A 20,338-nucleotide genomic window follows, 5' to 3' on the forward strand; every position below is an offset into this window, starting at 1 on the left:
CGTGCCCGCACTGCGCCTGGAGGGCTTCGATGGTGAGTGGGAATTGAAAGCCATTGGAGACCTCAGCGAAAGGACTTACGGTGGCGGTACGCCATCTAGCGATGAACCGGGCTACTGGTCCGGGGACATCCCTTGGATTCAATCCTCTGATGTTGCGGAGCAGGGGGTCGCCCCGGTCGCCCCTCGTAAGCACATCACCGAGGAAGCTATTTCACGCTCTGCTGCTATGCAGATTCCTGCCGACTCTGTTGCAGTCGTCACTCGTGTTGGCGTTGGCAAGGTCTCTTTTATGCCGTTCCCTTACGCCACCAGCCAGGACTTTGTATCGCTATCAGACCTTTCCGGTGACCCTGAATACATCGCTCTTACTGTTAAGCGGCGTATGGAGGGACTCGCTGACCAGCTGCAGGGTAGCACCATCAAAGGTATCACGAAGACTGAGCTGTTCAATCAGGCTGTTTATTTCCCGCCCGCTCTCGAAGAACAGTAGGCCATCGGCGCTATCTTCACCAACCTCGACGATGCCATCAACCAGCACACCAAGAAGCACCAGGCCCTGCAGCAGGCCAAAACTGCTCTCATGCAACGGATGTTCCCGCAGGAGGAGGGGCAGACGGTGCCGGAGTTGCGGCTGGAGGGCTTCGACGGTGAGTGGAAGACGACAACACTGGGTGAACTCGGCTCGTTCAAGTCAGGCGTCGGATTCCCGGAACGTGAACAAGGCGGGGAAGCAGGCCTACCTTTCTACAAGGTATCGGACCTCTCCGCACCAGGGAATGAGCTGCAACTGCGCTCCGCCAACCACTATGTGACGGAGGAACAGATTGTTCGTAATCACTGGGTGCCTGTAACAGCTGTACCTGCGATTCTGTTCGCCAAGGTTGGTGCTGCTGTCTTCCTAGGGCGCAAAAGACTCGCTACCGATACATTCCTCCTCGACAACAATCTCATGGCGTTTTCCTTGGACACCAAATCTTGGGATGTTCAGTTTGCCGATACCTACCTCAAGACGGTGGACCTGACCCGATTCACTCAGAGCGGTGCTTTGCCGTCACTGAACGCCCGTCACTTGGCAGAGGCGGCGGCTACCATTCCACCCACCCTTGAAGAACAACAGGCCATCGGTGCAGTGTTCACACGGCTGGACACGCTCATTGCTACCGAGGCCAAGTACATCGAGTCCCTTAAGCAGGCCAAGGCGGCGCTGCTGCAACGGATGTTCATCTAAGGAGCAGCTATGACCACACCATTTCGTTCTGAGGCTGAGTTCGAGGCGGTACTCATCGACCTGCTAACCCGCCACGGCTGGAGCAAGGAGTTGCTGCGCTTCCCGACAGAGCAGCAGCTCATCGACAACTGGGCGAACATTCTTTACGCCAACAACCGGGGCCGTAACCTGCTTGGCGACGTGCCGCTCACCGAGGGCGAGATGGCGCAAATCATCGAGCAGGTCAACAACCTGCGTACGCCGCTGGCGCTCAACGAGTTCATCAACGGTAGCACCGTGACCATTACCCGAGATGCACCGCAGGCCGCCAACTTCGGCTCTGAGGTTAGCCTGAAAATCTACGATCGCCTAGAGATTGCCGGTGGCCAGTCGCGCTACCAGATTGCCGTCCAGCCGCGCTTCCAGACCGCCAATGAGCTGCTGCCCACCCGACGTGGCGACTTGATGCTGCTCATTAACGGTATGCCGGTCTTCCACATCGAGCTGAAGCGCTCCGGCGTGCCGGTCTCCCAAGGTGCGAACCAGATAACCAAGTACGCCCACGAGGGCGTCTACCAGGGAATCTTCTCACTGGTGCAAATCTTCGTCGCCATGACCCCAGAAGAGACGATCTACTTCGCCAACCCGGGCGCAGGCAAGTTCAACCCGGACTACTTCTTCCACTGGGCAGACTTCAACAACGAGCCGCGAATCCGGGCTATCTGGAGCGCTGGGTCGTGCGCGCGGATGAAGTTAACCCGGACGGCGACGTCGCGCTGTCGCAGCAGGCGGTCGACGAGTTCGTGATGGCGCCGTGCGTCCGCTGCGGTTCGGAGCTGCTCAAGCCGGACGTCGTCTACTTCGGCGAGCCGGTTCCGGTGGAGCGGCGGGACGCCGCGCGTGCGCTGCTTGCGGACTCGCGCTCGCTGCTTGTCGCCGGTTCGTCGCTCGCCGTGATGAGTGGCTATCGCTTCATGCTCGACGCGCTCAAGCAGGGCAAAGAGGTCTCTGTGGTGAACGGCGGCCCCGGACGCGGCGACCCGAAGGCGACGACGCTGTGGCGCACGCAGGTAGCGCCGGCTTTTGATGAGCTACTGGATCTGCTTGATGTGTAAGGCTGGGGTACGGCAGGCCTAAAGCTTCTCGAAGTACATGACTGCGGTGTCGGTGTTTTCTCTGGTGCCGGGGGATCGGTCTGCTTGCCTCGCCACAGGGGGCTGATGCCTGGCATGAACCAGGCGAGCAGGGCAACGAGAACCGCGATGACGATGGCGGCGGGAGTTGCATATTCGAGCGGCACGAACCAGTATCCGGCCGCGCACAAGGCGATGATGATGCAGACCCACAAGGGGACTAGGACGCCGAGGTTGAGCCGCCGCGTGGCGCGGTATTCGGCCCAGTCTTCGCCGGGGAAGCGAGTGCGCGCTTCGGAGCGAATCCGACGCGCGGTCTTGTGCTGTTGCAGCACCGAGGCGATGAGGGTGAAGGCCACGCCGGCGCCTGCAACGAGCATGTCTGCGGTGACGGCTCCATAAGCTGCAATCGCGAGCGCGAGAGACAGCGCAAGGCGCTCGGAGACGCTGAGAGGTAGCCCACGCGTGGGGTCTACGTCGGGATACAGATTTTTGAAGGCGCTGGTAGACGACGATGTCATGACCGAATGAGGGTGTCCTTTGTTGGGGGTTGCTTACCTAATCTAGGTTAGTATAGCCTATACAAAACTGCTTAGGTATGTGTAGCCTAACTTCTGATTCTTTTTGTTCATCGCATCAATACTTCATGAGGACTCTCTCCGTGATTCTCCGTCGAATATTGGGCACTCTTGCTGCCAGTACTCTCATCGCACTCCCTTCGGTCGCGCTCAACGCTCCTGTCGCCTCGGCTGCCGGCACTTGCTCCTGGAATTGGGGTATTAAGCAGTCCTACCGAAGCTATATCCAAGGCCAAGTCGCCAAGGGCCAGTGGGAAACGGACGGCATTGGTTTTACCGGTTCCGAAACCGGCGCAGACGGTGCTTTTACCTTCACTCCGGGCAAGGCTTCCGTAAACGGCGATACCGTCACCGTCCCCTTCGGCGGCGTCATCCACTTCACTGGACACAACTACGGCGGCGACGATCTGTTGGATATGACGCTGACAGACTGGCAGATTCAGGCCTCCGGCAACCGGGCGGCGATCGTGGTGGATTACGTCTCTTATGAATCTGACATGGTGGATAAGTCCGCACGCGGCCCGCAGATTACCGGCGATAACGTGGTCATCGCGGGGATCGATTTAGATCAACCCGTCGACGCGTCCGCGCACACGCTCGACCTTTCCGGCGACGTCACGCTCACCGACGAAGGACACAAACTCTTCATTGCCTATGAGTCGGGACAGTCGATGGACCCCTCGTCAGGGACCGTGGCCACGGATGGCAGCTGCGGCGGGTCCTCTGGCGGTTCAGGCAGCGGTTCGAAGTCCTTGGGGACAATCTCGGGCACGTTTACTGGTCGCAATGCAGAAGCCATGGCGATTCTGAAGGAAACGAACGACACCATGAATGGCCTGACCACCTTCATGGGCAACACGGAGTCCTTCCTAGACCAGCTAGAATCCTTCCGTTCTCGCACGGAAGCCGCCACGGGCACGACCACCAGCACTACCACTAGCACCACGAGTGGTTCAGGCGCGTCGGGAGCCAACACTTCGGGCACCGCGAGCCCTTCGGGTGCTTCGGGTAGTACTTCGAGCACTTCGGGTAGTACTTCGGGTACTTCCGGCACTACTGGTGCTACTGGAACCACAAGAACCGCGCGGCCACAGGACCCCGGGTCCGCGGCTAGTGATGGGCAGTCAGAAACCTGCGTAGCCACGGGCGTGCAGGCTGCGACCGCCGAGTGGGGTGTCAAGAAGTCCTTCCAGTCGTATATCACCGGCTCCATCGCCAAGGGCGCCTGGACGCTCGACGGCGTAGGGTACGACAACTCGCGTTTCCAGTTCACGGGCACCGGCGGAGATGTGGATACTGCGGCGCAGTCAGGTTCCATCCGCTACGGCGGCGCTATGCATTTTACCGGCCACAACGGAGTCCTCGATCTCAATATCGCGAACCTGGAAGTCCGGTTCAACGGGACGAGCGGTCAACTCATCGCCGACGTGCGTTCCTCCAACATGGAGGGCGAGCGCAAGGACTTTGGACGCACGGTGCTCGGAGACGTGTCGTTTAGCCTGCTCGACGTGAGTGACTCCGCCGTCGACGGCGAAGCCACCGTCACGCTGACCGCAGCGGGCAATGATGCGTTCGCGAATTTCTATGAGCCGGGCACGACCCTTGATCCGCTTTCGTTGCATGCACAACTTGGCGGATCCGGGGACTGCGCCGGGGCGAGCGGAACTACGGCACACACTGGTGCGGCGACGACCTCCGGCGGTCAGAGCGCTGCGGCGGCAAAGCGGGCGGCATCGGAAAGCTCTGCGGGAGACGGCCCGCAGGCCGCGGCCGGCACGAGCACGTCTGGTTATGAAGACGGCAGCGGCAACTTCCAGATCAAGAAGGCCGCGGCCGCGGGCTCCTCGCCGGAGGCGAGCACGTGGCTCCTGCTGCTTATCGCAGGCCTCGCCATCGCCGGCGGTTCCATGGGCTCCGTCGTCCTGCGCAACCCGGCGTAGCGCACCCCTTGTTACCCAAGACTTGAGAAAGGATACGTTTCGCATGAAACGACTTTTGGTGGCGTTGGCGTGTGTCTTCGCCCTCACAGGGTGCGGCGTCCAAGGCGCCTATGAATCCCAAGACGCGCAGCTGCGCGACGCCCTCCCAGACGCGCAGTCGGCCAAAGACCCGCGCTCGTTTACGGGTGTGTCGAATGTGACGGACTTCGAGGATGTCGTCGCGGTGGCGGAGTCGCCTACTCCCGCGCTGCCGGTAGAGCTCACGGATGCTGACGGCTACGACGTCTCCGTTACGGATGTGTCCCGAATCGTGGCATTGGATCTCTACGGTACGTATACGAAAACCCTCGAGGGCCTAGGGCTTACGGACAATATCGTGGGTCGCACGGTGTCGTCGACGGAAAACGCTATCGCCGATCGCCCCGTCGTGACCCAGGGCGGACACAACATCAACGTGGAAGCCGTGCTCGAACTCCGGCCCACGCTGGTCATCGTCGATCATTCGATCGGCCCACGCGACGCCATCGACCAGATTCGCGCCGCAGGGGTGACCACCGTGGTCATGGAGCCGAAACGCACCATTGACTCGGTGGCCGAGGACATCACAAACCTGGCCGCGGTCGTGGGTCTGCCAGACGAAGGCGAAACGCTGGCCAACCGCTCCGTCGAAGAAATCGAAAAAGATAAGGCGGCCATCGCAGACATCGTGCCGGAGGAGCCAATGCGCATGGCGTTCCTCTACGCGCGCGGCAACGGCGGCATCTTCTTCATCATGGGAGAAGGCACGGGTGCCAAGGACCTCATTGAGGGTGTGGGCGGCGTAGACCTCGGCACCGAATACCACCTCTCTTACGCCGAACCTGCCAACGCCGAATCTTTGGCAAAGATTAACCCTGAGGTCATCATCATGATGACGGGCGGCCTGGAGTCGACCGGCGGCGTCGAAGGCCTCCTCGAGCGCCCCGGCATTGCACAAACCACCGCGGGCCAAAAGCAGCGGATCGTGACCATCCCAGACGGGCAATCGCTCGCCTTCGGGCCCTTGACCGGACAGACCCTTCTCAAACTTGCGCAGGCAATCTATGACCCAGACAATGCTTAAACCGGCGGCCCCCACGGAGGTTTTCGCTCGGCGCTCCCGCCTGCGGGTTGGTGTATTCGTATCGCTTGGGGTGCTGCTTGGTGTCGCCTTCATCCTGTCGCTTGCGCTGGGGCAGTACTACGTCGCGCTGGGTGACTTGGTGCAGATTATGGCCGCGGGCCCTGGCGGTGGCTTGACGGCCAACGTCGTGTGGCAGATCCGCCTGCCGCGCATTCTGCTCGGTTTCTTGGTCGGCGCGTGCTTGGGAGTGGCGGGCACGCTCATGCAGGCCGTGTTCGCCAACCCGCTGGCTGAGCCCTCCATCGTGGGCGTGACCTCCGGTGCCGGTGTAGGCGCGGCCGTGGTAATCGTCTTTAATATCTCCGTCCTGGGTACCTTCACGGTGCCGCTCGCGGCGTTTGCTACGGCGCTGCTGGTTACCGCGCTGATCTACCAGTTGGCGCGCTCACGAGGGCGTGTGGCGGTGGTCAATCTGATCCTGACCGGCATTGCTATCAACGCGGTGTGCAACGCCATCATCTCCTTCATGATGTACCTGGCGCCTACCGCGAACCGCGAGCAAATCATCTTTTGGCAAATGGGTTCGCTCAACGGTTCCCAGTGGAAACACGTGTGGGTGGGCCTCCCCATCGCCCTCCTCGGGATGGCCATTGCGCTGCGTCTTGGCCGCCAGCTAGATGTGCTCGCGCTGGGCGAGCGCGCCGCGGAACACACTGGCGTCGACGTCAAGCGACTGCGCATTATCGCCATCGCTGCCTCGGCGATCCTTACCGCCGGCGCAGTTGCTTTCGCCGGACTTATTGGGTTCGTCGGCCTTATCGTGCCGCACCTGCTGCGTACGATCATCGGCCCAGAAAACAGGGTCTTGCTGCCGGCCTCTGCGGTGGCGGGCGCCGTACTCATTGGCTTTGCCGACGTCGCTGCGCGCACGCTCATTCCTTTCGCCGACCTTCCCATCGGTATCTTTACCGCGCTCGTGGGTGGCCCCACCTTCTTCGTGCTGTTGCGCCGGATGATGAAGAAGGGAATGCATTGATGATTAACGTTGCGAATCTTTCCGTTTCGATCGGCGAGCGGAACCTGCTTTCCGATGTCTCCTTTGTCGCCCGCCCAGGGGAGGTCACCGGCCTCATCGGCCCGAATGGTGCGGGCAAGTCCACGCTGCTGGCGGCCATCGCCGGCGATATTGATTACACCGGTTCCGTTTCCCTCGTGGGGCAGGATCCGGCGGTGTCCTCCCCAGGGGCGTTGGCCCGTGCGCGTGCGGTGATGCTGCAGGACGTTACTGTGTCCTTCCAGTTTCTCGTGCGTGATGTAGTGGCCATGGGCCGGCGCCCTTGGGAGGGCACCGCCAGGCAGGCCGAGGACGCCGCGATCATCGACGCAGCGCTTGCGGCGGTGGATGCGACGCACTTGGCCGGCCGCGATATTGCCACGCTCTCTGGCGGGGAGCGTGCGCGTGTGGCGTTGGCCCGTGTACTGGCGCAGCAGACCCCGGTGATTCTTCTCGATGAGCCGACTGCGGCGCTGGACATCCGCCACCAAGAACAAGTCTTGGGATTGGTGCGCTCGATCGCGGCGCAGGCTGGAGTGGCGGTGCTGGTGGTACTCCACGATTTGGGCGCCGCTGCGGCCTATTGCGATCACATCGTGTGCCTAGCAGACGGGGCAGTTGCCGCCGCCGGCCCGGTGCGCGAGGTCTACACCGACGAGATTTTGTCGCAGGTCTATCGCTGGCCCATCCAGGTGAGCAAGGCAGACGGCCACATCTCAGTCCATCCCGCGCGATGTCAGGTCGCCGATCCCGAGCAGTCTTTTGTCGATCTACTTAAGGAGTCTTAACTCATGCGTATTGTCTCTTCTTCTCTCGCGCTGGCGCTGACCGCCTCGGCGCTGACCGTTCCGGCAGCCTTTGCTGCCGATGCCCCCACCTGCGCCCCTGGCCAGACCCTGGAGACCCGCATTGTCTCCGGAACTGTGAATTGGGGCATCAAGGAATCTTTCCGCAACTACATCACCGGCCCCATCGCGAGGGGTGGGTGGACCACGTCCGGCGCGGTAACGCAGGACGAGGGTAACAAAGGCGGAGCAGACTTTCAGTTCCACTTCGAGGTGGATCCTTCTGCGTCCTCGGTGAGCCTGGGCGAAGACGGCACCGTCACGAAAGCCGATATTCGAACCAAGGATTCGACGCTGGAGTTTGAGGGCCACCACGGTGCGCTGTACACCAAGATGCTCTCGCCTTATGTCCTCACGGAGGCAGGGCAGGCAAAGGCGGGCACGTCCTACGAGGGCTACTACGTGCCGGGCAAGGGCATGACGGAATACACCCCGGAGGACCGCACGGAAGAAAACAAGAAGTCGGGCACGGATACCTTCGCTGAGGGCAATGCCGCATGGTCGAAGGACGGCGATATGCTCACGCTGAATGCGACCGACGTGACGTACAAGCCGAAGGCGGGTACCTACTACGATCGCGAGTCGAAGATCCAGCACATCGAGGGTATCGACGTGATCTTCATGGGCATGTACAACGAGAGCTACAAGCCGGAACTTGATGATGCACAGGTGACCTTGAAGACCGCGTCCGAGTGTGTGGGTCCTGCCGATGAGGGCACCGAGACCACCCCAGGGGAGCAGGACGAGCCGGGCCGCGACGAGCAGGGCAAGGACCAGGCAGGAGACCAAGGAAAGACTCCTGAGAAGGACCCAGAGAAGAAGCCGGAAAAGGGGCGGGATCAGAACCAAGGCGGCACGGATAACAAGGGCGAAGAAGGCTCTTCTTTTTCCAACGTGTGGAATATCGTGTTGGCGCTGACCGCTCTGGGCGGCATGTTTGCGGTCATCGGCGGCGCCATCGTGCAGTCCGGCGTTCTTAATCCCCTGCTGGCGCGCCTGCGTTAGCGAACCTGCACGGGTCTATTCCGAGTCGGCGTGACCCGCGTTGGCAAGGGCGTGGCTTTGGGCGTCGTGAGGATTGTCCAGGGTGGGGGAGAGCTGTTTGAGCACCGTGCGCACGATGGCGCGCACGCGCTTGTCCATGGGCATATCCATGTGTGAGACGACGGCGCGTTTGTCGACGTCTTGCACATAGACATTGCGCACCGTTCCGTCGGGAGTGTCGCCGGGATCCAAGAAACAGGTTTCCGGCGGCACGACGATGGAGTCTTGCTTAGTGGCCACGCACGTGTAGCTCACACCGGGGGCCAGGTCACCGTTGCGGTTGAGCTCCTCCAGCGTCGCGCTGCCCACGATTTGTTCCATGCCGGCTGGGCCGAAGTAAGCGTCGATGATGGAGCGCATGACGTGTTCTTGGCGGCGGCTGGAAATCAACGAGCTGACGATTCCACCTTGGGTGGTGCCGTGGTTGGGCGCCGACAGGCAGATGATGTGGCGCACGCGGTCCACCGCATCGTGGTTATGCATCCAGTAGCGGGCGACGATACCGACTTGAGAGTGTCCGATGAGCACGACCTGTTCCGCGCCGGTGACGGCTTGGACCGCGTCGATATACGCGCCGACCTGATCGGCGGAGGCGGCGATGGGGCCGGTGGCGCGGGCGCCATAGTCCGGTGCGAACACGGTCCAGCCGTCCTCGCGCAGCTCGGAGCCGAGCAGCTGCCATACGCCTTTCGTATCCGTCGTCCCGTGGATGAGAATGATGGGCCATGGGTGGTCTTCATCCGGGCGCGCTGCCCAGTCGTCTTCGAAAACGCCGCGTGGCTTCAGGCGTGCGCCGAGCGGTAGCGATGCCAGGCGTGCCGCGGTCTCTGCCTCGTGGTCGTCGCCTGCGGACCCGCGTGGATGGCGAAAGTCGAGGTCGAAGAAGCTGCGGCGCTCGGCACGCAATAGCTCGGCGATTTCGTCGGCCACTTCCTCGCGCAAGGCGTTAGCGGGCGCAGGGGTGGTAATGCCGTGGCGCGGAGAGTCTGAAACTTGTTCCGCCGCCGGTGTCTCCGGCAGGCCTTCGGTGGCGTCGTAGCTGACGGAAGGGGGAGTCGGGTCTGAACGCCAGAACCGCCCGAGTCCCTCGGAGATGAGGGTTTCGAGTTCTTTGAGCGGTTCTTTGAACGAATCTGTTGCCATAACTCTCATCCTATTTCGTGCCGCGATACATTAATTTTTCGGAATTATTAGTGGTAACGGTGATATTTCGCGGGATCGCGGGAGAAAGTTCTCGTTCCCCCTTGACCATCCAACTAAAGGTTTATAAACTAAGCCTTGCCTAATCACGGGCGGTTGCTTACTAGGAAGGTCGCGCTCCACTTCCTTCTCACGGTAAGTGCCGAAAGATTAGTCATGGGGAGAAGGCCCGTCAGCGCGCAGCTGACGGGCCTTCGTTTATCTCTGGAAGTGGTAGTTGGGGGACGAGCCCAAATTCCTGCGCCTACCGGCGTGCTCGCGAGCTTTCGCTACGTCTTTTCTTCCCCCGCGCGCCTGCGCATGGAAGTCTTCGGCGGCCTCGCCGTCGCCCTCGCGCTTATCCCCGAGGTCTTAAGCTTTTCGATCCTGGCGGGGCTGGATCCACGCGTTGGACTCTTCGCGTCCGTCATCATGGCAATCTCCATCTCCTTTACTGGTGGTCGTCCTGCCATGATCTCCGCCGCGGCCGGCTCGGTCGCGTTGGTCATTGCTCCCTTGTCTGCCTCCCACGGTCTGCAGTACGTCCTCGCGGCGGTGCTGCTGGCGGGAGTCCTGCAGATTGTTCTCGCTTTCCTCGGGGTCGCCAAGCTCATGCGTTTTATCCCGCGCTCCGTTATGACTGGCTTCGTCAACGCGTTGGGCATCATGATGTTTACCGCGCAGCTGCCGCACCTCATGCACGTCCCGTGGATCGTCTATCCCCTCGTGGCGCTCGGTGTGGTCATCATGCTTCTGTGGCCGAGGCTCACGGAGGTCGTCCCCGCCCCGCTCATCACGATCCTCGTCATCACAGTGCTCGTCGTCGTCTTCCGCTGGGACATTCCGGACGTCGCGGACCAAGGCGAGCTACCCACGAGCCTGCCGGGCTTCGTTTTCCCTGACGTGCCGCTCACGCTCGACACGCTCACGCTCATCGGCCCGTACGCGGTAGGCGTGGCCCTCGTCGGCCTCATGGAGTCGCTGCTCACAGCCAAACTTGTCGACGACATTACGGACAGCCACTCGGATAAAACGCGCGAGTCCCTCGGTCAGGGTATTGGCAACGTCCTTGCGGCGAGCATCGGCGGCATGGGCGTGTGTGCGATGATTGGCCAGACGATGATTGGCGTCAAAGCTTCTGGTGCTCGCACGCGCCTGTCGAGCCTGCTCGCTGGCATCTTCCTCCTCATTCTCATCCTTGTGTTGGGCGATACCGTGGGTGCGATTCCCATGACTGCGCTTGTCGCCGTCATGATCCTCGTCGCCGCGGACACGGTGGATTGGCACTCGGTGCGCACCATCCACCGCATGCCGCTGTCGGAAACGCTGGTCATGCTCGTGACGGTTGTGGGGACATTGGTTACTCACAACCTGGCGGTCGGCGTCATCGCCGGCGTGCTCACGGCCATGATTGCGTTCGCGCGTCGCGTCGCGCACCTCACCCAGGTCGAGCTCGTTGCTTCCGATGCCACCCGCGCCGCGTACCGCGTCACCGGCCAGCTTTTCTTTGCTTCGTCCAACGACCTTGTCTATTCCTTTGACTACACGCTGGGAGTCTCTGAGGTCGATATCGACATGTCGGCTGCGCAGGTATGGGATGCCTCGACTGTGGCGACGCTGGATGCGGTGCGTGAGAAATACGCGCAGCGCGGCGTGACCGTGGATATTCGGGGTCTTGATCCGGTCAGTCAGCAGCGCCTCGACCGGCTCTCGGGCAATTTGGGGGACTAAAACCTGGGGGAGAGATGTGCGCTGAGCATGGGGGTGCGACGATTAGTCATACTTTCGGTCGAATATGCGTCACTGTGGGCATGAAGTATGGCATAGGTCTTGATATGTAAGGCTTGCCTTGTTTAGACTATCCACATTAAGGTTAGGCAAGCGTTACTTAATCAGGAGGAATTTGGCCATGACCGTTGCCATGACCACGACGCCGCTTTCGCAGATGCTGCGTGAGGAAACCGCGCGAGCGCACGCCAGCGCAGAGGGCTCAGATTTTATGACCCGCTTGATGGCGGGTGAGCTCAGCGCAGAGGCACTCGCCACCTTTACTGGGCAGTTGTGGTTTATCTATGAGGCGCTTGAGCGCGCGGTCCGCACGGTAGCGGATACTCGCATCGCCGGAGCGGTGGCCGACCCCCGGTTGGAACGCCGCGATGCGCTGGAACTCGACCTCGCGGAAATGTACGGCCCGCAGTGGCGCGACGAGGTGCGTATCCTTCCCGCCACCGCACGCTACGTCGCGCGCCTGGAATCGCTCGATACGCCGGGATCGGAGCCCCGGGTCGTTGCTCACCACTACGTGCGCTACCTTGGCGATATCTCGGGTGGGCAGGTTATTGCCGCGCGCCTGGGGGCTCTCTACGGTATCGACCCGGATGCGCTCAATTTCTATAACTTCGCGGCGATTGGCAAGATTCCGCCCTACCGCAGCGCGTACCGCAAGGCGCTCGACGAGCTCGCGCTTTCTGATGCCCAGCGTGCCGCTCTCATCGCCGAGGCACAGGCCGCCTTCGCGTGTAACTCGGCAGTCTTCGCCGAGCTAGCGAAGCTGTATCCGGGCGCAGCATAGCGCCGGGTTCACTATTTCCTCTCTTCCCCCTTCTTGTTTTATCTGTATTTCTAAAGTGACCTGGAGGTCTGTCGCGTGAAGAAAATCTCTTCTGCTTCTCTCGCATCTGCTCTTATCGTCTCTGCAATGGCTGTTCCGGCTACTGCTGCAACGCAGGACCTGACGGCGGGTACATTCGCCTGGCCCATCAAGACCTCATTTATGGAGCATCTTGCTGGCCCAATGGCAGCTGGCCGTTGGACGACCACGGATGGGGCGACGTATAAGGACAATCAGCTGCTCTTTCCGGTCAACGTCGCTGAGACGACGTTAGATGCGGACGGCAACGGCACCATCGTCCTTGACGGTTCGGCGCATATCGTGGCCTACAAAGGCCTGGGCGCGGGCGGCTCGGCCGGCCTCGATCTCACCTACTCAGATCTCAAGCTGCAGGTGCAAGGCACGAAGGTCGAGCTCGTTGGAGACTACGTTTTGTCCGGGGATCCGGGCGATAAGGGCGCGCAGGTCGACAGGGATGGCGATGATGACGTGCTGGTCACGTTCACCCTCGATGCCCCCATCGCGGTTGGGACCGATGTGAGCGCGCAGGATCGCCAGGCCACCGCGGGTGCAGGCCTGGAGGGCTCGCTACTGCGCTATAAGGAAGGTCAGATACTTGAGGGCGGCGACGTTGATCTCGTGCTGGACTTCGCTGATGGCAAGGATGCCGGGGTAGTCGAGGGGCATAAGTCGACGGGACTTGCCCGGGCTTCCGCGCAGTTGGGAACGCTGAGCTCGGAGGAACCGTCGAGCGAGGGTATCGGCATCCTCGTGGGGGTGATTGCGGGCGTTGTGGCGCTCGTGGGTACCGCGGTGGCAGGGATGCCTTTGGTGCTTGATGCGCTCAAGCGGGCGGGCATCCGACTCTAGTTCGATTGCTTCCGTTTGTGTGGATTCGGGCGTTGATCAGGTTGCGGTAACTTAGGTTACCGTGACCAAAATTGTCTTTGGCCTGCATGTTTGGGAACCCTAACCTAGCTATGTGATGTCTAGCGACATTTTGGACACGGAGTCCAGGATGTTTTTGGACGGGATGTCTAGTGGCTTTTTGGACGTTTGCGGCGGTGGAATAGCCGGATGGCTATTCCATTGCATAAGCGTAGAAAGGTCGCAGATTTCGATCCCGTTCGTGACGGCAAGACGGTCACACAGTTTTGCAAAGAATTGGGAATCTCGCGGCAGACGTACCACAACATCAAAAGCCGGATAGCGCAGAAGGGTCGGGCAGGCATTGTGCCGGATTCGACTGCCCCGAAGAATCCGATTAAGAAATTCCACGAGGCCGACAAAATCGCAGTCGTCCACGCCAGGCAGGAGTTGATGGAGCAAGGCTTGGATTATGGGCCTTGGTCGATCTACTACTTCTTGTTCGACACTGTAGGTCCAGATTCCACACCGTCGCGTTCTACAATCGCCTCGTGGCTTCATGAGCTGGGATTCGTTGATGCCAACGCCCGCAAACGGCCACGCAGCTCCTATAAGCGCTTCGCCCGCGCTCTCGTCGGTGAACTCTGGCAGATCGATGGACTGGTCTATCGCCTCTTTGACCACGCCCACACACATGTCACGATTTACCAGGTTATCGATGATGCCAGCAGGTTCGATGTCGGAACCACAGCGTTCGCTCTGCCAGAAAACGGTACTGATGCGCGCGCTGTGCTGGCCGCAGCGTTCGCCGCCTACGGCAAGCCCCAAGAAATCCTTTCCGACAATGGCGATGCGTTTGCCACCTATCACCGTGGTTTTCCTCTGCTACTGAAACTTGGCTCGCCAGCCAAGGCGTTCTTGCTATTGCTGGTTTCGCCCCGACAACCCAGGGAAAAGACGAGCGCTCTCACCGCACGTTGACCCAGTTCCTCGATGCACGCCACCCAGTTAGCCTTGCTGAGGTCAACGCCTATCTGGCTGAATATCGCCAGGTGTACAACGAGCGACGACGGCATCAATCACTGCTGGTCGGCAAAATGCACATCACACCACGCCAGGCTTTCGATACCTTCCCCAAGGCACCGTCGCCTACGCATCCACTCGATCCTGAGCAGGTCTGGGCCCGCGTAGTCGCCTACAACCAGGCTCACAATCCACACGCTGTACCCGAAATGCTAAACGGCCCCGTGGAAGCGGCAACTTCACACGAGGCCAGCACCGATGACATGGCAGCTCAGCAGGGCATACCTTCCACCGATACCCCCACACTAACGGTGCCGACGACAAATTCAACAAACCATTGGGGCATCCCAGACCAGCTCTGCGTGAGCAAAGATGGCGTTGTACGCGTGTGCGGCTTCGGTCTCTACATTGGTCTGAGGTTTAAAAACCGCAGGCTCTACTCCACGGTCACAGCCGATAACGTTGCGGAGTTTTACACGGCCCATGACGGTGAATTCCTCTTCAGCGTGCCGCTGCCAATCACGTTGAGCCACAGGCCACCAGGTGGCCAGATCAACATCAACCTCGTTGAAGGAATGAAACATCGCCAACCACCGCGGATGAACCCGAAACTATCCAAACCCCGGCCGAAACGCAGGCCATAACCATAAACCGCTAGAAGTGTCCAAGAACTCCATGGATTCCGTGTCCAAGAAGACACCGGACTCCATGTCCAAAAACCCTATGGACATAACAACCCTAACCTAGCTAGCGGCATTTTTGAATATCTGTATTATGGGAGACTATACCGCCGGAAACCCGTTGGATAGCCGTCGGAAAAGACAGAAATTTACCTATTGAACAGGTACCGAAAGGCAAGGATATTCAATGAACGAGAAGCTGCAGAGCCTGCTGAACGCACAGGTTATTAACGAGCACGGCGCCGCCCTCATCTACACCCAGCTGGCCTACGAGATGGATGATCTTTCCTTCCCGGGCATGCGTGACTGGTTCTACGCTCAGGCTGCGGAGGAGCGCGAGCACGCTCAGAAGTTTGCCAACCACCTCCTCGCACGCGGTTACCGCGTGGAGCTCACCGATGTCCCGGTTCCGTCTGTGAAGGCCGCGACCCCGCTCGACGCTTTCGAGGCTGCCTACGCACACGAGCAGAAGGTCTCCGAGCAGATCCGCGAGATCGCTCGTACCGCTGATGAGGTGAAGGACCTTGAGTCCCGCCAGATCGTGAACTGGTTCCTCGACGAGCAGATTGAGGAAGAGGACACCGTCACCGAGATTATTGACCAGATCAAGCTCGTGGGCAACGATGGCTCCGGCCTCCTGCGCATCGACGCCACTCTGGGCTCCCGCGCAAAGTAGTCACGCGTGGCCATCAAGGCCTAGCTAATACACAAAGGTCAAGGGACAGTGACCATGCGGTAACAAACCCATCAAGATTGTCCTAATATCTCCCACCAACCCCATGGTTGGTGGGAGACTGCGTTTTATATGTCTATGAAGCAGAAAACCTGGACCGTGGTCGTGCTCCTCGCGCTCGCCGTCGCCTTGGGCGTCGGCATGGCGTTGAGCAGTACGCACGTTGCGCTCGGCACTTTTCTGCTTGGTGCGGCACTCATGCTGGGGCCCTTCGCGGGGGCGGGTCTCTTTCTTTTTGCTGCGCTCATCGCGGTGAGCCTGCCGCAGAAGTCCATTGCGTCAGTCGGCGGCGCGCTCGTGCTTGCCGCCGTGGGCTTGGTGATCTTCACGCCGCTCGGCATCATTCCGGACGCCATTGTGCCGCTGTATGCAGGAGGCGCGGCGCTGGGTGCCGTGGCGGTGCTGCTCGTGCCCACGGGGCTGCCCGGACGCTTGTTCCGTTTCTAGAACTCTGTCGTTTTGGGACGAGTCTGCGCGGCTTTCCGTAGTCTGGATGTATGTCGACGTATCTTTTCGATTTCTACGGAGTCTTGCTCCGTCATCGCCCACCGGAGCCGAAGGAGGCGCTGCTACGTCTCGTCGGTGCCGAGGATCCGGCCGCTTTTTGGACGGCGTATAACGAATTGCGCCCGGCCTATGACGCGGGCGTGGTGAGCGACGAACGCTGGTGGCGCCAGATGCAGGTGCGCCTAGGCCTTCCGGACTTCGATATCTCTGAGGCCGTCGCTCAGGACTTCGAGCCGTGTACGGCGCCGGACCTCGACGTCGTGGGGTCGCCCAGGAGTTGCTTGGCGCGGGCAATGCGGTGGGCGTGCTGTCCAATATTCCGGTGGGACTCGGTCGTATGGTGCGCGAGCGCAACGACTCGTGACTCAAGGAATTCACCGCCGTGGTGCTCAGTGGCGAGATTGGCGTGGTCAAGCCCGACAAGCGGGCCTTCGACGTGGCGATGGACGCGTTGGGTGCGAGTGCGAAAGACACACTCTTTATTGATGACACCCAGGGCAACGTCGACGCAGCACGGGCGGCAGGGCTGCGCGGGTATCTCTACGACGGCAACCTTGCCGAACTGCGTGCGGAGTGCGGGCTGGCCTAGGCGGCGCGCACCTTCGCGGTGTTCAGCTCAAGCGGCGTGCGCAGGAGCGGGTCGAGCGCGACGGCGCGGGCGATGGAGCGGACGATCTCCTTGTGGTTGGGGATCATGCGCAGCTCCGTCGCGGACGCGAGATCGGGGTCGAGCTCGCCGCGTGCGGCCGAGGCAAAGAGCTTCGGCGCGGTGGGCACGTCGTAGAAGGCGGAGCCGGCGATGACCACGGTGTCGGGGCGGTGGGCATCGATAAGCTGGGCCGTAAGGCGGCCGAGGTCGGAGGCGCGCTGGGCAAGGACCGAGGGGGCATCGGCAGCCTCAGCGAGACGGGGCGCAAGCGCGGCGTTGACGAGGGTGTCGCGTGGGTCGGCGCCGTCGAACTGTGGGAGCTCGATGGAGGCAACGCCGTCCTCATCGGACAGGGCGGCGCCAATCGAGTCATCCGCGAAGAGGACGAGCGTGCGGGCTTCGTCGCCGAGAGGAGCGGCCTGCGTCTCCGAAGCGAGGATGGCGGGCACGGCCGGGGTGACAGTGACGGGGACGCCGAACTGGAAGTCGAGGCGTCCTGCGATATCCATGCCGTCCCAGCCGAGGTTGGCCGCGTGGACCTTGCCTTCTTCGTCGACGGAGCCGGAGGTGGTCACGCCGACGGAAACGAGTGTGCGGTCGACACCGGTGGTGAGCCGGTTGACGCCAGCGATGACGTGCTCGACGAAGTCATCGGGGCTGAGCTTCGAGACCGGGGTGGGAACGTTGTCTTCGCGGATAATGCGGCCGCGGGTGTCGTAGAGGCCGATATACGTCGAGGTGGTGCCGACCGCGATGCCGGAAAGGAGCCAGCCGTTATCGGAGGCCTCGAGCGGAACCGTGGGGCGGCCGCGACCTTGGGAGCGGGTGAGGTCCGTGCGCTCTTGGATGAGGCCGGCCTTGAGGAGAGCGGCGGTGGCGCGGGTGATGGTGGGCTGGGACAGTCCGGTGGCCTCCACGAGCTCGCTGCGCGTGATGATGGGATTGAGGCGTACGAGGTGGAGACGGGCCTGACCCCCGGACAGTGGACACGTCGGGGGTTAGCTATGCTGCTTGGGTCAGTGTAGCTGATGTGAGTGCTTCGAAGTCATCGGGGGCTAGAAGGTTGCACCAGGAATGCCGTCTGCGCGTGTTGTAGCGCATGCACCATCGAAAGACTTCTTGGCGGCAGACGATGGGATTGTCAAAGACTTTCCGATCACGCAGGACTTCACGCTTTAAGGTGGCGTTAAATGATTCTGCCAGGGCATTATCAGCACTCGTTCCCACCGCTCCCATGGATTGGCGAACACCAAGCTGGGTGCAGTGGTCCCTAAAGGCTTGTGAGGTGTACACACTGCCGTGATCGGAATGGAATACAGCCCCGTCAAGACTGCCACGCACACCGTGCGCGTGGGCTAGTGCATCGACGACCAGTGACACTCGCATGTGGTCTGCGATCGCATAACCTGCAAGTTTCCGTGAATACGTGTCAATGACTGTGGCCAAATACATGTTCTTGCCACCCTTACAGGGCGGGTAGGTAATGTCGCCAAGATAAACGCGGTTCGGCTCGTTGGCTGTGAATGTACGGCCTACTAAGTCCGGCATGACACGGTGGCCAGGCTTGCGCCTGGTAGTGACACATCGGCGGCGCTTGGTAAAGCCTTTAAGTCCCATGGATTTCATGATGCGTGCGACCTTCTTGTGGTTGATCGGAGGAAAGTCCGTATCGTCGTTGAGGCTTGCAGCGATGCGTTTAGCACCATAAAGCCCGTGCTCATCATCGAAGATGGTTGTAATTCTCGCACCAATAAGGGCATCGGAACACATCTTTAACCTGCGCTTTTCACGGGTTTGGACCCATTTATAGAACGAGGAGCGATTGAGCTTTAAAACGTGGCACATCCGCTTGACCGAGTATTCGGTTCGGTGGTCATAGACAAACTGGAAGCGGATCACCAGCGTGTCTCTTCGGCAAAATATTTAGCAGCTTTACGTAGAATATCGCGTTCTTCGCGCAGCTTCGCGTTTTCTTTTTCCAGCTGGCGGATTCGCTCAGAATCAGTCGCCGCTTGGGCTTTATCATGCACGGCTCTAATGCGGGCACGCTTTCCGGTGCCGTACTTGGTGACCCAAGAATGCAGCGAGGCACGGTTGATACCGAGCTCTGCTGATGCTGCGTTCAGCGAGAGGTCCTCATTGTTTTCATAGAGGGCCACAGCATCGCGTTTGAACTGTTCGGAGTACCTGGACATGGTGGTAGATTACCTTTCTTCCCAGCCCGACTGGGCTGGAATGAAAGGTGTCCACCAAAAAGGGGTCAGGCCCAATCACCACGCGCTCGCCTTCAGCAATGGGGTAGTGAAGAAGGTAGTGGATTCAGCTGAGTGCCCTTTGCCCTCCGTCGGAAGAAGAGTGGTGGAGAAGGCCTCTACGTCACGGTCTACCGTGGCCGGGGAACCTTCGGTTTCGCCGCCTTCGATCTCCTCTAAGTCTGACTCGTAGGCGTTGAAGGTGCGCGGTGCTGCGCGGCTAAGCTCCTTGGCCAAGCTATCGGCGTCGGAGGCGTCGGCATAGGTGCCGCCGGTGGCGTCGGCAATGCACTGCAGTTCCTGCTGAGCCTCGGGCTCAACGTTGAAGCCGACGGTGTTGATGACCAGGTCGATACCCTGTTCCTTGAGTTCCTTCGCCACATCGCAGACCGGTGGCGGGGTACATGTCGCAACGCCATCCGAGACCAAGATGATGCTGCGCTGGCCTTCCTTTGGAAGCTCAGCCGCGGCCTTGCGCAGAGATTCACCGATGGGCGTAAAGCCGCGCGGTTGGAGGCCATCCATGTGGCCAATCATCTTCTCAGAATTGCCGGCCTCGGGTGGCGTTACCACGGTGATGTCCTGGCAACCGGCAGCTTCATCTTCAGGAGCCTCGCCGGTGTTCCCACCGTAGGTGACAAGTCCCAGAGGGGCGTCGTCCCCGGCTTCGGTGATGAAGGTGCGGGCGGCATCTTTGGCGGCGTCGATGCGGGTCTGGCCGCCGGCATCGTTGGTGATCATGGAACCGGAGGAATCGAAGACCACCATGGTCGGGGCCATGTCACTAGAAGCAGTGGGGGAGCTCGGCACGGAGCTACTAGTGGAGGTTGAGCGTGAATCTTCGGCGGTGGCGGTGAGGGGAAAGAGAACGCTTACGACGGAGAGAGCGACTGCTGCGAGGAAAAGAATCGCCGTGAGCAATGGTTTTGGTATG

General features: G+C 60.7%; 20 protein-coding genes and 1 pseudogene. 17 read left to right on the plus strand and 4 right to left on the minus strand.

Features of this window, described 5'->3' with window-relative positions:
- The first annotated feature begins 1 nt into the window (after position 1).
- The 9 genes and pseudogenes from ACKFR8_RS12440 (at position 2) to ACKFR8_RS12480 (ending at position 8,864) form a co-directional block, all read left to right on the plus strand.
- Positions 2 to 490: a restriction endonuclease subunit S gene (locus tag ACKFR8_RS12440; RefSeq protein WP_232748495.1), complete on the plus strand. Its 489-nt coding sequence runs from the start codon at positions 2 to 4 to the stop codon at positions 488 to 490.
- Positions 491 to 580: 90 nt separating this feature from the next.
- Positions 581 to 1,228: a restriction endonuclease subunit S gene (locus tag ACKFR8_RS12445; RefSeq protein ID WP_227485839.1), complete on the plus strand. Its 648-nt coding sequence runs from the start codon at positions 581 to 583 to the stop codon at positions 1,226 to 1,228.
- Positions 1,229 to 1,237: 9 nt separating this feature from the next.
- Complete coding sequence (locus ACKFR8_RS12450) at positions 1,238 to 2,014, plus strand: type I restriction endonuclease (RefSeq protein WP_408930227.1); 777 nt, start codon at positions 1,238 to 1,240, stop codon at positions 2,012 to 2,014.
- A pseudogene (locus ACKFR8_RS12455) lies at positions 1,912 to 2,322 on the plus strand (Sir2 family NAD-dependent protein deacetylase); the annotation flags it as partial. The gene ACKFR8_RS12450 and the pseudogene ACKFR8_RS12455, both read left to right, overlap by 103 nt.
- 664 nt (positions 2,323 to 2,986) lie before the next feature.
- Positions 2,987 to 4,858 (plus strand): HtaA domain-containing protein, encoded by a 1,872-nt coding sequence (locus tag ACKFR8_RS12460; RefSeq protein ID WP_144793836.1) that lies wholly within the window; start codon positions 2,987 to 2,989, stop codon positions 4,856 to 4,858.
- Between the two features lie 43 nt (positions 4,859 to 4,901).
- Positions 4,902 to 5,960 carry a heme/hemin ABC transporter substrate-binding protein gene (locus ACKFR8_RS12465; protein ID WP_070532438.1) on the plus strand — a complete coding sequence of 353 codons (1,059 nt, stop codon included), beginning with the start codon at positions 4,902 to 4,904 and terminating at the stop codon, positions 5,958 to 5,960.
- On the plus strand, positions 5,953 to 6,996 hold the full coding sequence (locus ACKFR8_RS12470; protein ID WP_180963883.1) for a FecCD family ABC transporter permease: 1,044 nt from the start codon (positions 5,953 to 5,955) through the stop codon (positions 6,994 to 6,996). The genes ACKFR8_RS12465 and ACKFR8_RS12470 overlap by 8 nt, the downstream gene beginning before the upstream one ends.
- A complete protein-coding gene (locus ACKFR8_RS12475) occupies positions 6,996 to 7,802 on the plus strand; it encodes a heme ABC transporter ATP-binding protein (protein WP_070564966.1) in 807 nt (268 codons plus the stop codon). Before ACKFR8_RS12470 ends, ACKFR8_RS12475 begins: the two co-directional genes overlap by 1 nt.
- Before the next feature lie 3 nt (positions 7,803 to 7,805).
- A complete protein-coding gene (locus ACKFR8_RS12480; RefSeq protein WP_070524713.1) occupies positions 7,806 to 8,864 on the plus strand; it encodes an HtaA domain-containing protein in 1,059 nt (352 codons plus the stop codon).
- A gap of 15 nt (positions 8,865 to 8,879) precedes the next feature.
- Here ACKFR8_RS12480 and ACKFR8_RS12485 read toward each other — a convergent pair whose 3' ends face one another.
- Complete coding sequence (locus ACKFR8_RS12485; protein ID WP_070524711.1) at positions 8,880 to 10,055, minus strand: esterase/lipase family protein; 1,176 nt, start codon at positions 10,053 to 10,055, stop codon at positions 8,880 to 8,882.
- 348 nt (positions 10,056 to 10,403) lie between these two features.
- On the opposite strand from ACKFR8_RS12485, the gene ACKFR8_RS12490 reads away from it, so the two are divergent.
- The 8 genes from ACKFR8_RS12490 (at position 10,404) to ACKFR8_RS12525 (ending at position 17,092) form a co-directional block, all read left to right on the plus strand.
- Positions 10,404 to 11,813 (plus strand): SulP family inorganic anion transporter, encoded by a 1,410-nt coding sequence (locus ACKFR8_RS12490; RefSeq protein ID WP_070524759.1) that lies wholly within the window; start codon positions 10,404 to 10,406, stop codon positions 11,811 to 11,813.
- A gap of 190 nt (positions 11,814 to 12,003) precedes the next feature.
- Positions 12,004 to 12,654: a biliverdin-producing heme oxygenase gene (locus tag ACKFR8_RS12495; protein ID WP_070524757.1), complete on the plus strand. Its 651-nt coding sequence runs from the start codon at positions 12,004 to 12,006 to the stop codon at positions 12,652 to 12,654.
- A gap of 126 nt (positions 12,655 to 12,780) precedes the next feature.
- Positions 12,781 to 13,563: an HtaA domain-containing protein gene (locus ACKFR8_RS12500; RefSeq protein ID WP_083299245.1), complete on the plus strand. Its 783-nt coding sequence runs from the start codon at positions 12,781 to 12,783 to the stop codon at positions 13,561 to 13,563.
- 207 nt (positions 13,564 to 13,770) lie between these two features.
- On the plus strand, positions 13,771 to 14,541 hold the full coding sequence (locus tag ACKFR8_RS12505) for a hypothetical protein (RefSeq protein ID WP_408930228.1): 771 nt from the start codon (positions 13,771 to 13,773) through the stop codon (positions 14,539 to 14,541).
- Entirely contained in the window at positions 14,538 to 15,227 is a 690-nt protein-coding gene (locus ACKFR8_RS12510) for a hypothetical protein (protein WP_408930229.1), read from the plus strand. The genes ACKFR8_RS12505 and ACKFR8_RS12510 overlap by 4 nt, the downstream gene beginning before the upstream one ends.
- A 223-nt stretch (positions 15,228 to 15,450) precedes the next feature.
- Entirely contained in the window at positions 15,451 to 15,939 is a 489-nt protein-coding gene (locus ACKFR8_RS12515) for a ferritin (RefSeq protein WP_070524707.1), read from the plus strand.
- 129 nt (positions 15,940 to 16,068) lie between these two features.
- The gene (locus ACKFR8_RS12520; protein ID WP_070524705.1) at positions 16,069 to 16,443 is read left to right on the plus strand and encodes a hypothetical protein; all 375 of its coding nucleotides are present in this window, start codon (positions 16,069 to 16,071) and stop codon (positions 16,441 to 16,443) included.
- 442 nt (positions 16,444 to 16,885) lie between these two features.
- Positions 16,886 to 17,092 (plus strand): HAD-IA family hydrolase, encoded by a 207-nt coding sequence (locus ACKFR8_RS12525; protein ID WP_070524703.1) that lies wholly within the window; start codon positions 16,886 to 16,888, stop codon positions 17,090 to 17,092.
- Here ACKFR8_RS12525 and ACKFR8_RS12530 read toward each other — a convergent pair.
- The 3 genes from ACKFR8_RS12530 to ACKFR8_RS12540 all read right to left on the minus strand — a co-directional run bounded on the left by ACKFR8_RS12530 (position 17,089) and on the right by ACKFR8_RS12540 (position 20,214).
- Entirely contained in the window at positions 17,089 to 18,135 is a 1,047-nt protein-coding gene (locus ACKFR8_RS12530) for an ROK family transcriptional regulator (RefSeq protein WP_070532436.1), read from the minus strand. The two genes, ACKFR8_RS12525 and ACKFR8_RS12530, sit on opposite strands and share 4 nt — an antisense overlap.
- Before the next feature lie 19 nt (positions 18,136 to 18,154).
- Positions 18,155 to 19,347, minus strand: a protein-coding gene (locus ACKFR8_RS12535) for an IS3 family transposase (RefSeq protein ID WP_102234021.1) whose coding sequence is annotated in 2 segments (ribosomal slippage) — positions 18,155 to 19,068 and positions 19,068 to 19,347 — 1,194 coding nt in all. Because the reading frame shifts where the segments join, the coding sequence is not laid out codon by codon here.
- Between the two features lie 75 nt (positions 19,348 to 19,422).
- Complete coding sequence (locus ACKFR8_RS12540) at positions 19,423 to 20,214, minus strand: vWA domain-containing protein (protein WP_296134371.1); 792 nt, start codon at positions 20,212 to 20,214, stop codon at positions 19,423 to 19,425.
- Positions 20,215 to 20,338: the final 124 nt, after the last annotated feature.

Origin of the sequence: Corynebacterium axilliensis (assembly GCF_046097495.1) — a bacterium.
Taxonomy (GTDB): Bacteria; Actinomycetota; Actinomycetes; order Mycobacteriales; family Mycobacteriaceae; genus Corynebacterium.

Excerpts from the sequence above, each read along its gene's own strand:
- ACKFR8_RS12520 (WP_070524705.1), top strand. The coding sequence starts at position 16,069 with ATGTCTATGAAGCAGAAAACCTGGACCGTGGTCGTGCTCCTCGCGCTC.
- ACKFR8_RS12515 (WP_070524707.1), top strand. The coding sequence starts at position 15,451 with ATGAACGAGAAGCTGCAGAGCCTGCTGAACGCACAGGTTATTAACGAG.
- ACKFR8_RS12485 (WP_070524711.1), bottom strand. The coding sequence starts at position 10,055 with ATGAGAGTTATGGCAACAGATTCGTTCAAAGAACCGCTCAAAGAACTC.
- ACKFR8_RS12470 (WP_180963883.1), top strand. The coding sequence starts at position 5,953 with ATGCTTAAACCGGCGGCCCCCACGGAGGTTTTCGCTCGGCGCTCCCGC.
- ACKFR8_RS12505 (WP_408930228.1), top strand. The coding sequence starts at position 13,771 with ATGGCTATTCCATTGCATAAGCGTAGAAAGGTCGCAGATTTCGATCCC.
- ACKFR8_RS12450 (WP_408930227.1), top strand. The coding sequence starts at position 1,238 with ATGACCACACCATTTCGTTCTGAGGCTGAGTTCGAGGCGGTACTCATC.
- ACKFR8_RS12475 (WP_070564966.1), top strand. The coding sequence starts at position 6,996 with ATGATTAACGTTGCGAATCTTTCCGTTTCGATCGGCGAGCGGAACCTG.
- ACKFR8_RS12460 (WP_144793836.1), top strand. The coding sequence starts at position 2,987 with ATGAGGACTCTCTCCGTGATTCTCCGTCGAATATTGGGCACTCTTGCT.
- ACKFR8_RS12480 (WP_070524713.1), top strand. The coding sequence starts at position 7,806 with ATGCGTATTGTCTCTTCTTCTCTCGCGCTGGCGCTGACCGCCTCGGCG.
- ACKFR8_RS12490 (WP_070524759.1), top strand. The coding sequence starts at position 10,404 with ATGGAAGTCTTCGGCGGCCTCGCCGTCGCCCTCGCGCTTATCCCCGAG.
- ACKFR8_RS12445 (WP_227485839.1), top strand. The coding sequence starts at position 581 with ATGCAACGGATGTTCCCGCAGGAGGAGGGGCAGACGGTGCCGGAGTTG.
- ACKFR8_RS12500 (WP_083299245.1), top strand. The coding sequence starts at position 12,781 with ATGGCTGTTCCGGCTACTGCTGCAACGCAGGACCTGACGGCGGGTACA.
- ACKFR8_RS12495 (WP_070524757.1), top strand. The coding sequence starts at position 12,004 with ATGACCACGACGCCGCTTTCGCAGATGCTGCGTGAGGAAACCGCGCGA.
- ACKFR8_RS12465 (WP_070532438.1), top strand. The coding sequence starts at position 4,902 with ATGAAACGACTTTTGGTGGCGTTGGCGTGTGTCTTCGCCCTCACAGGG.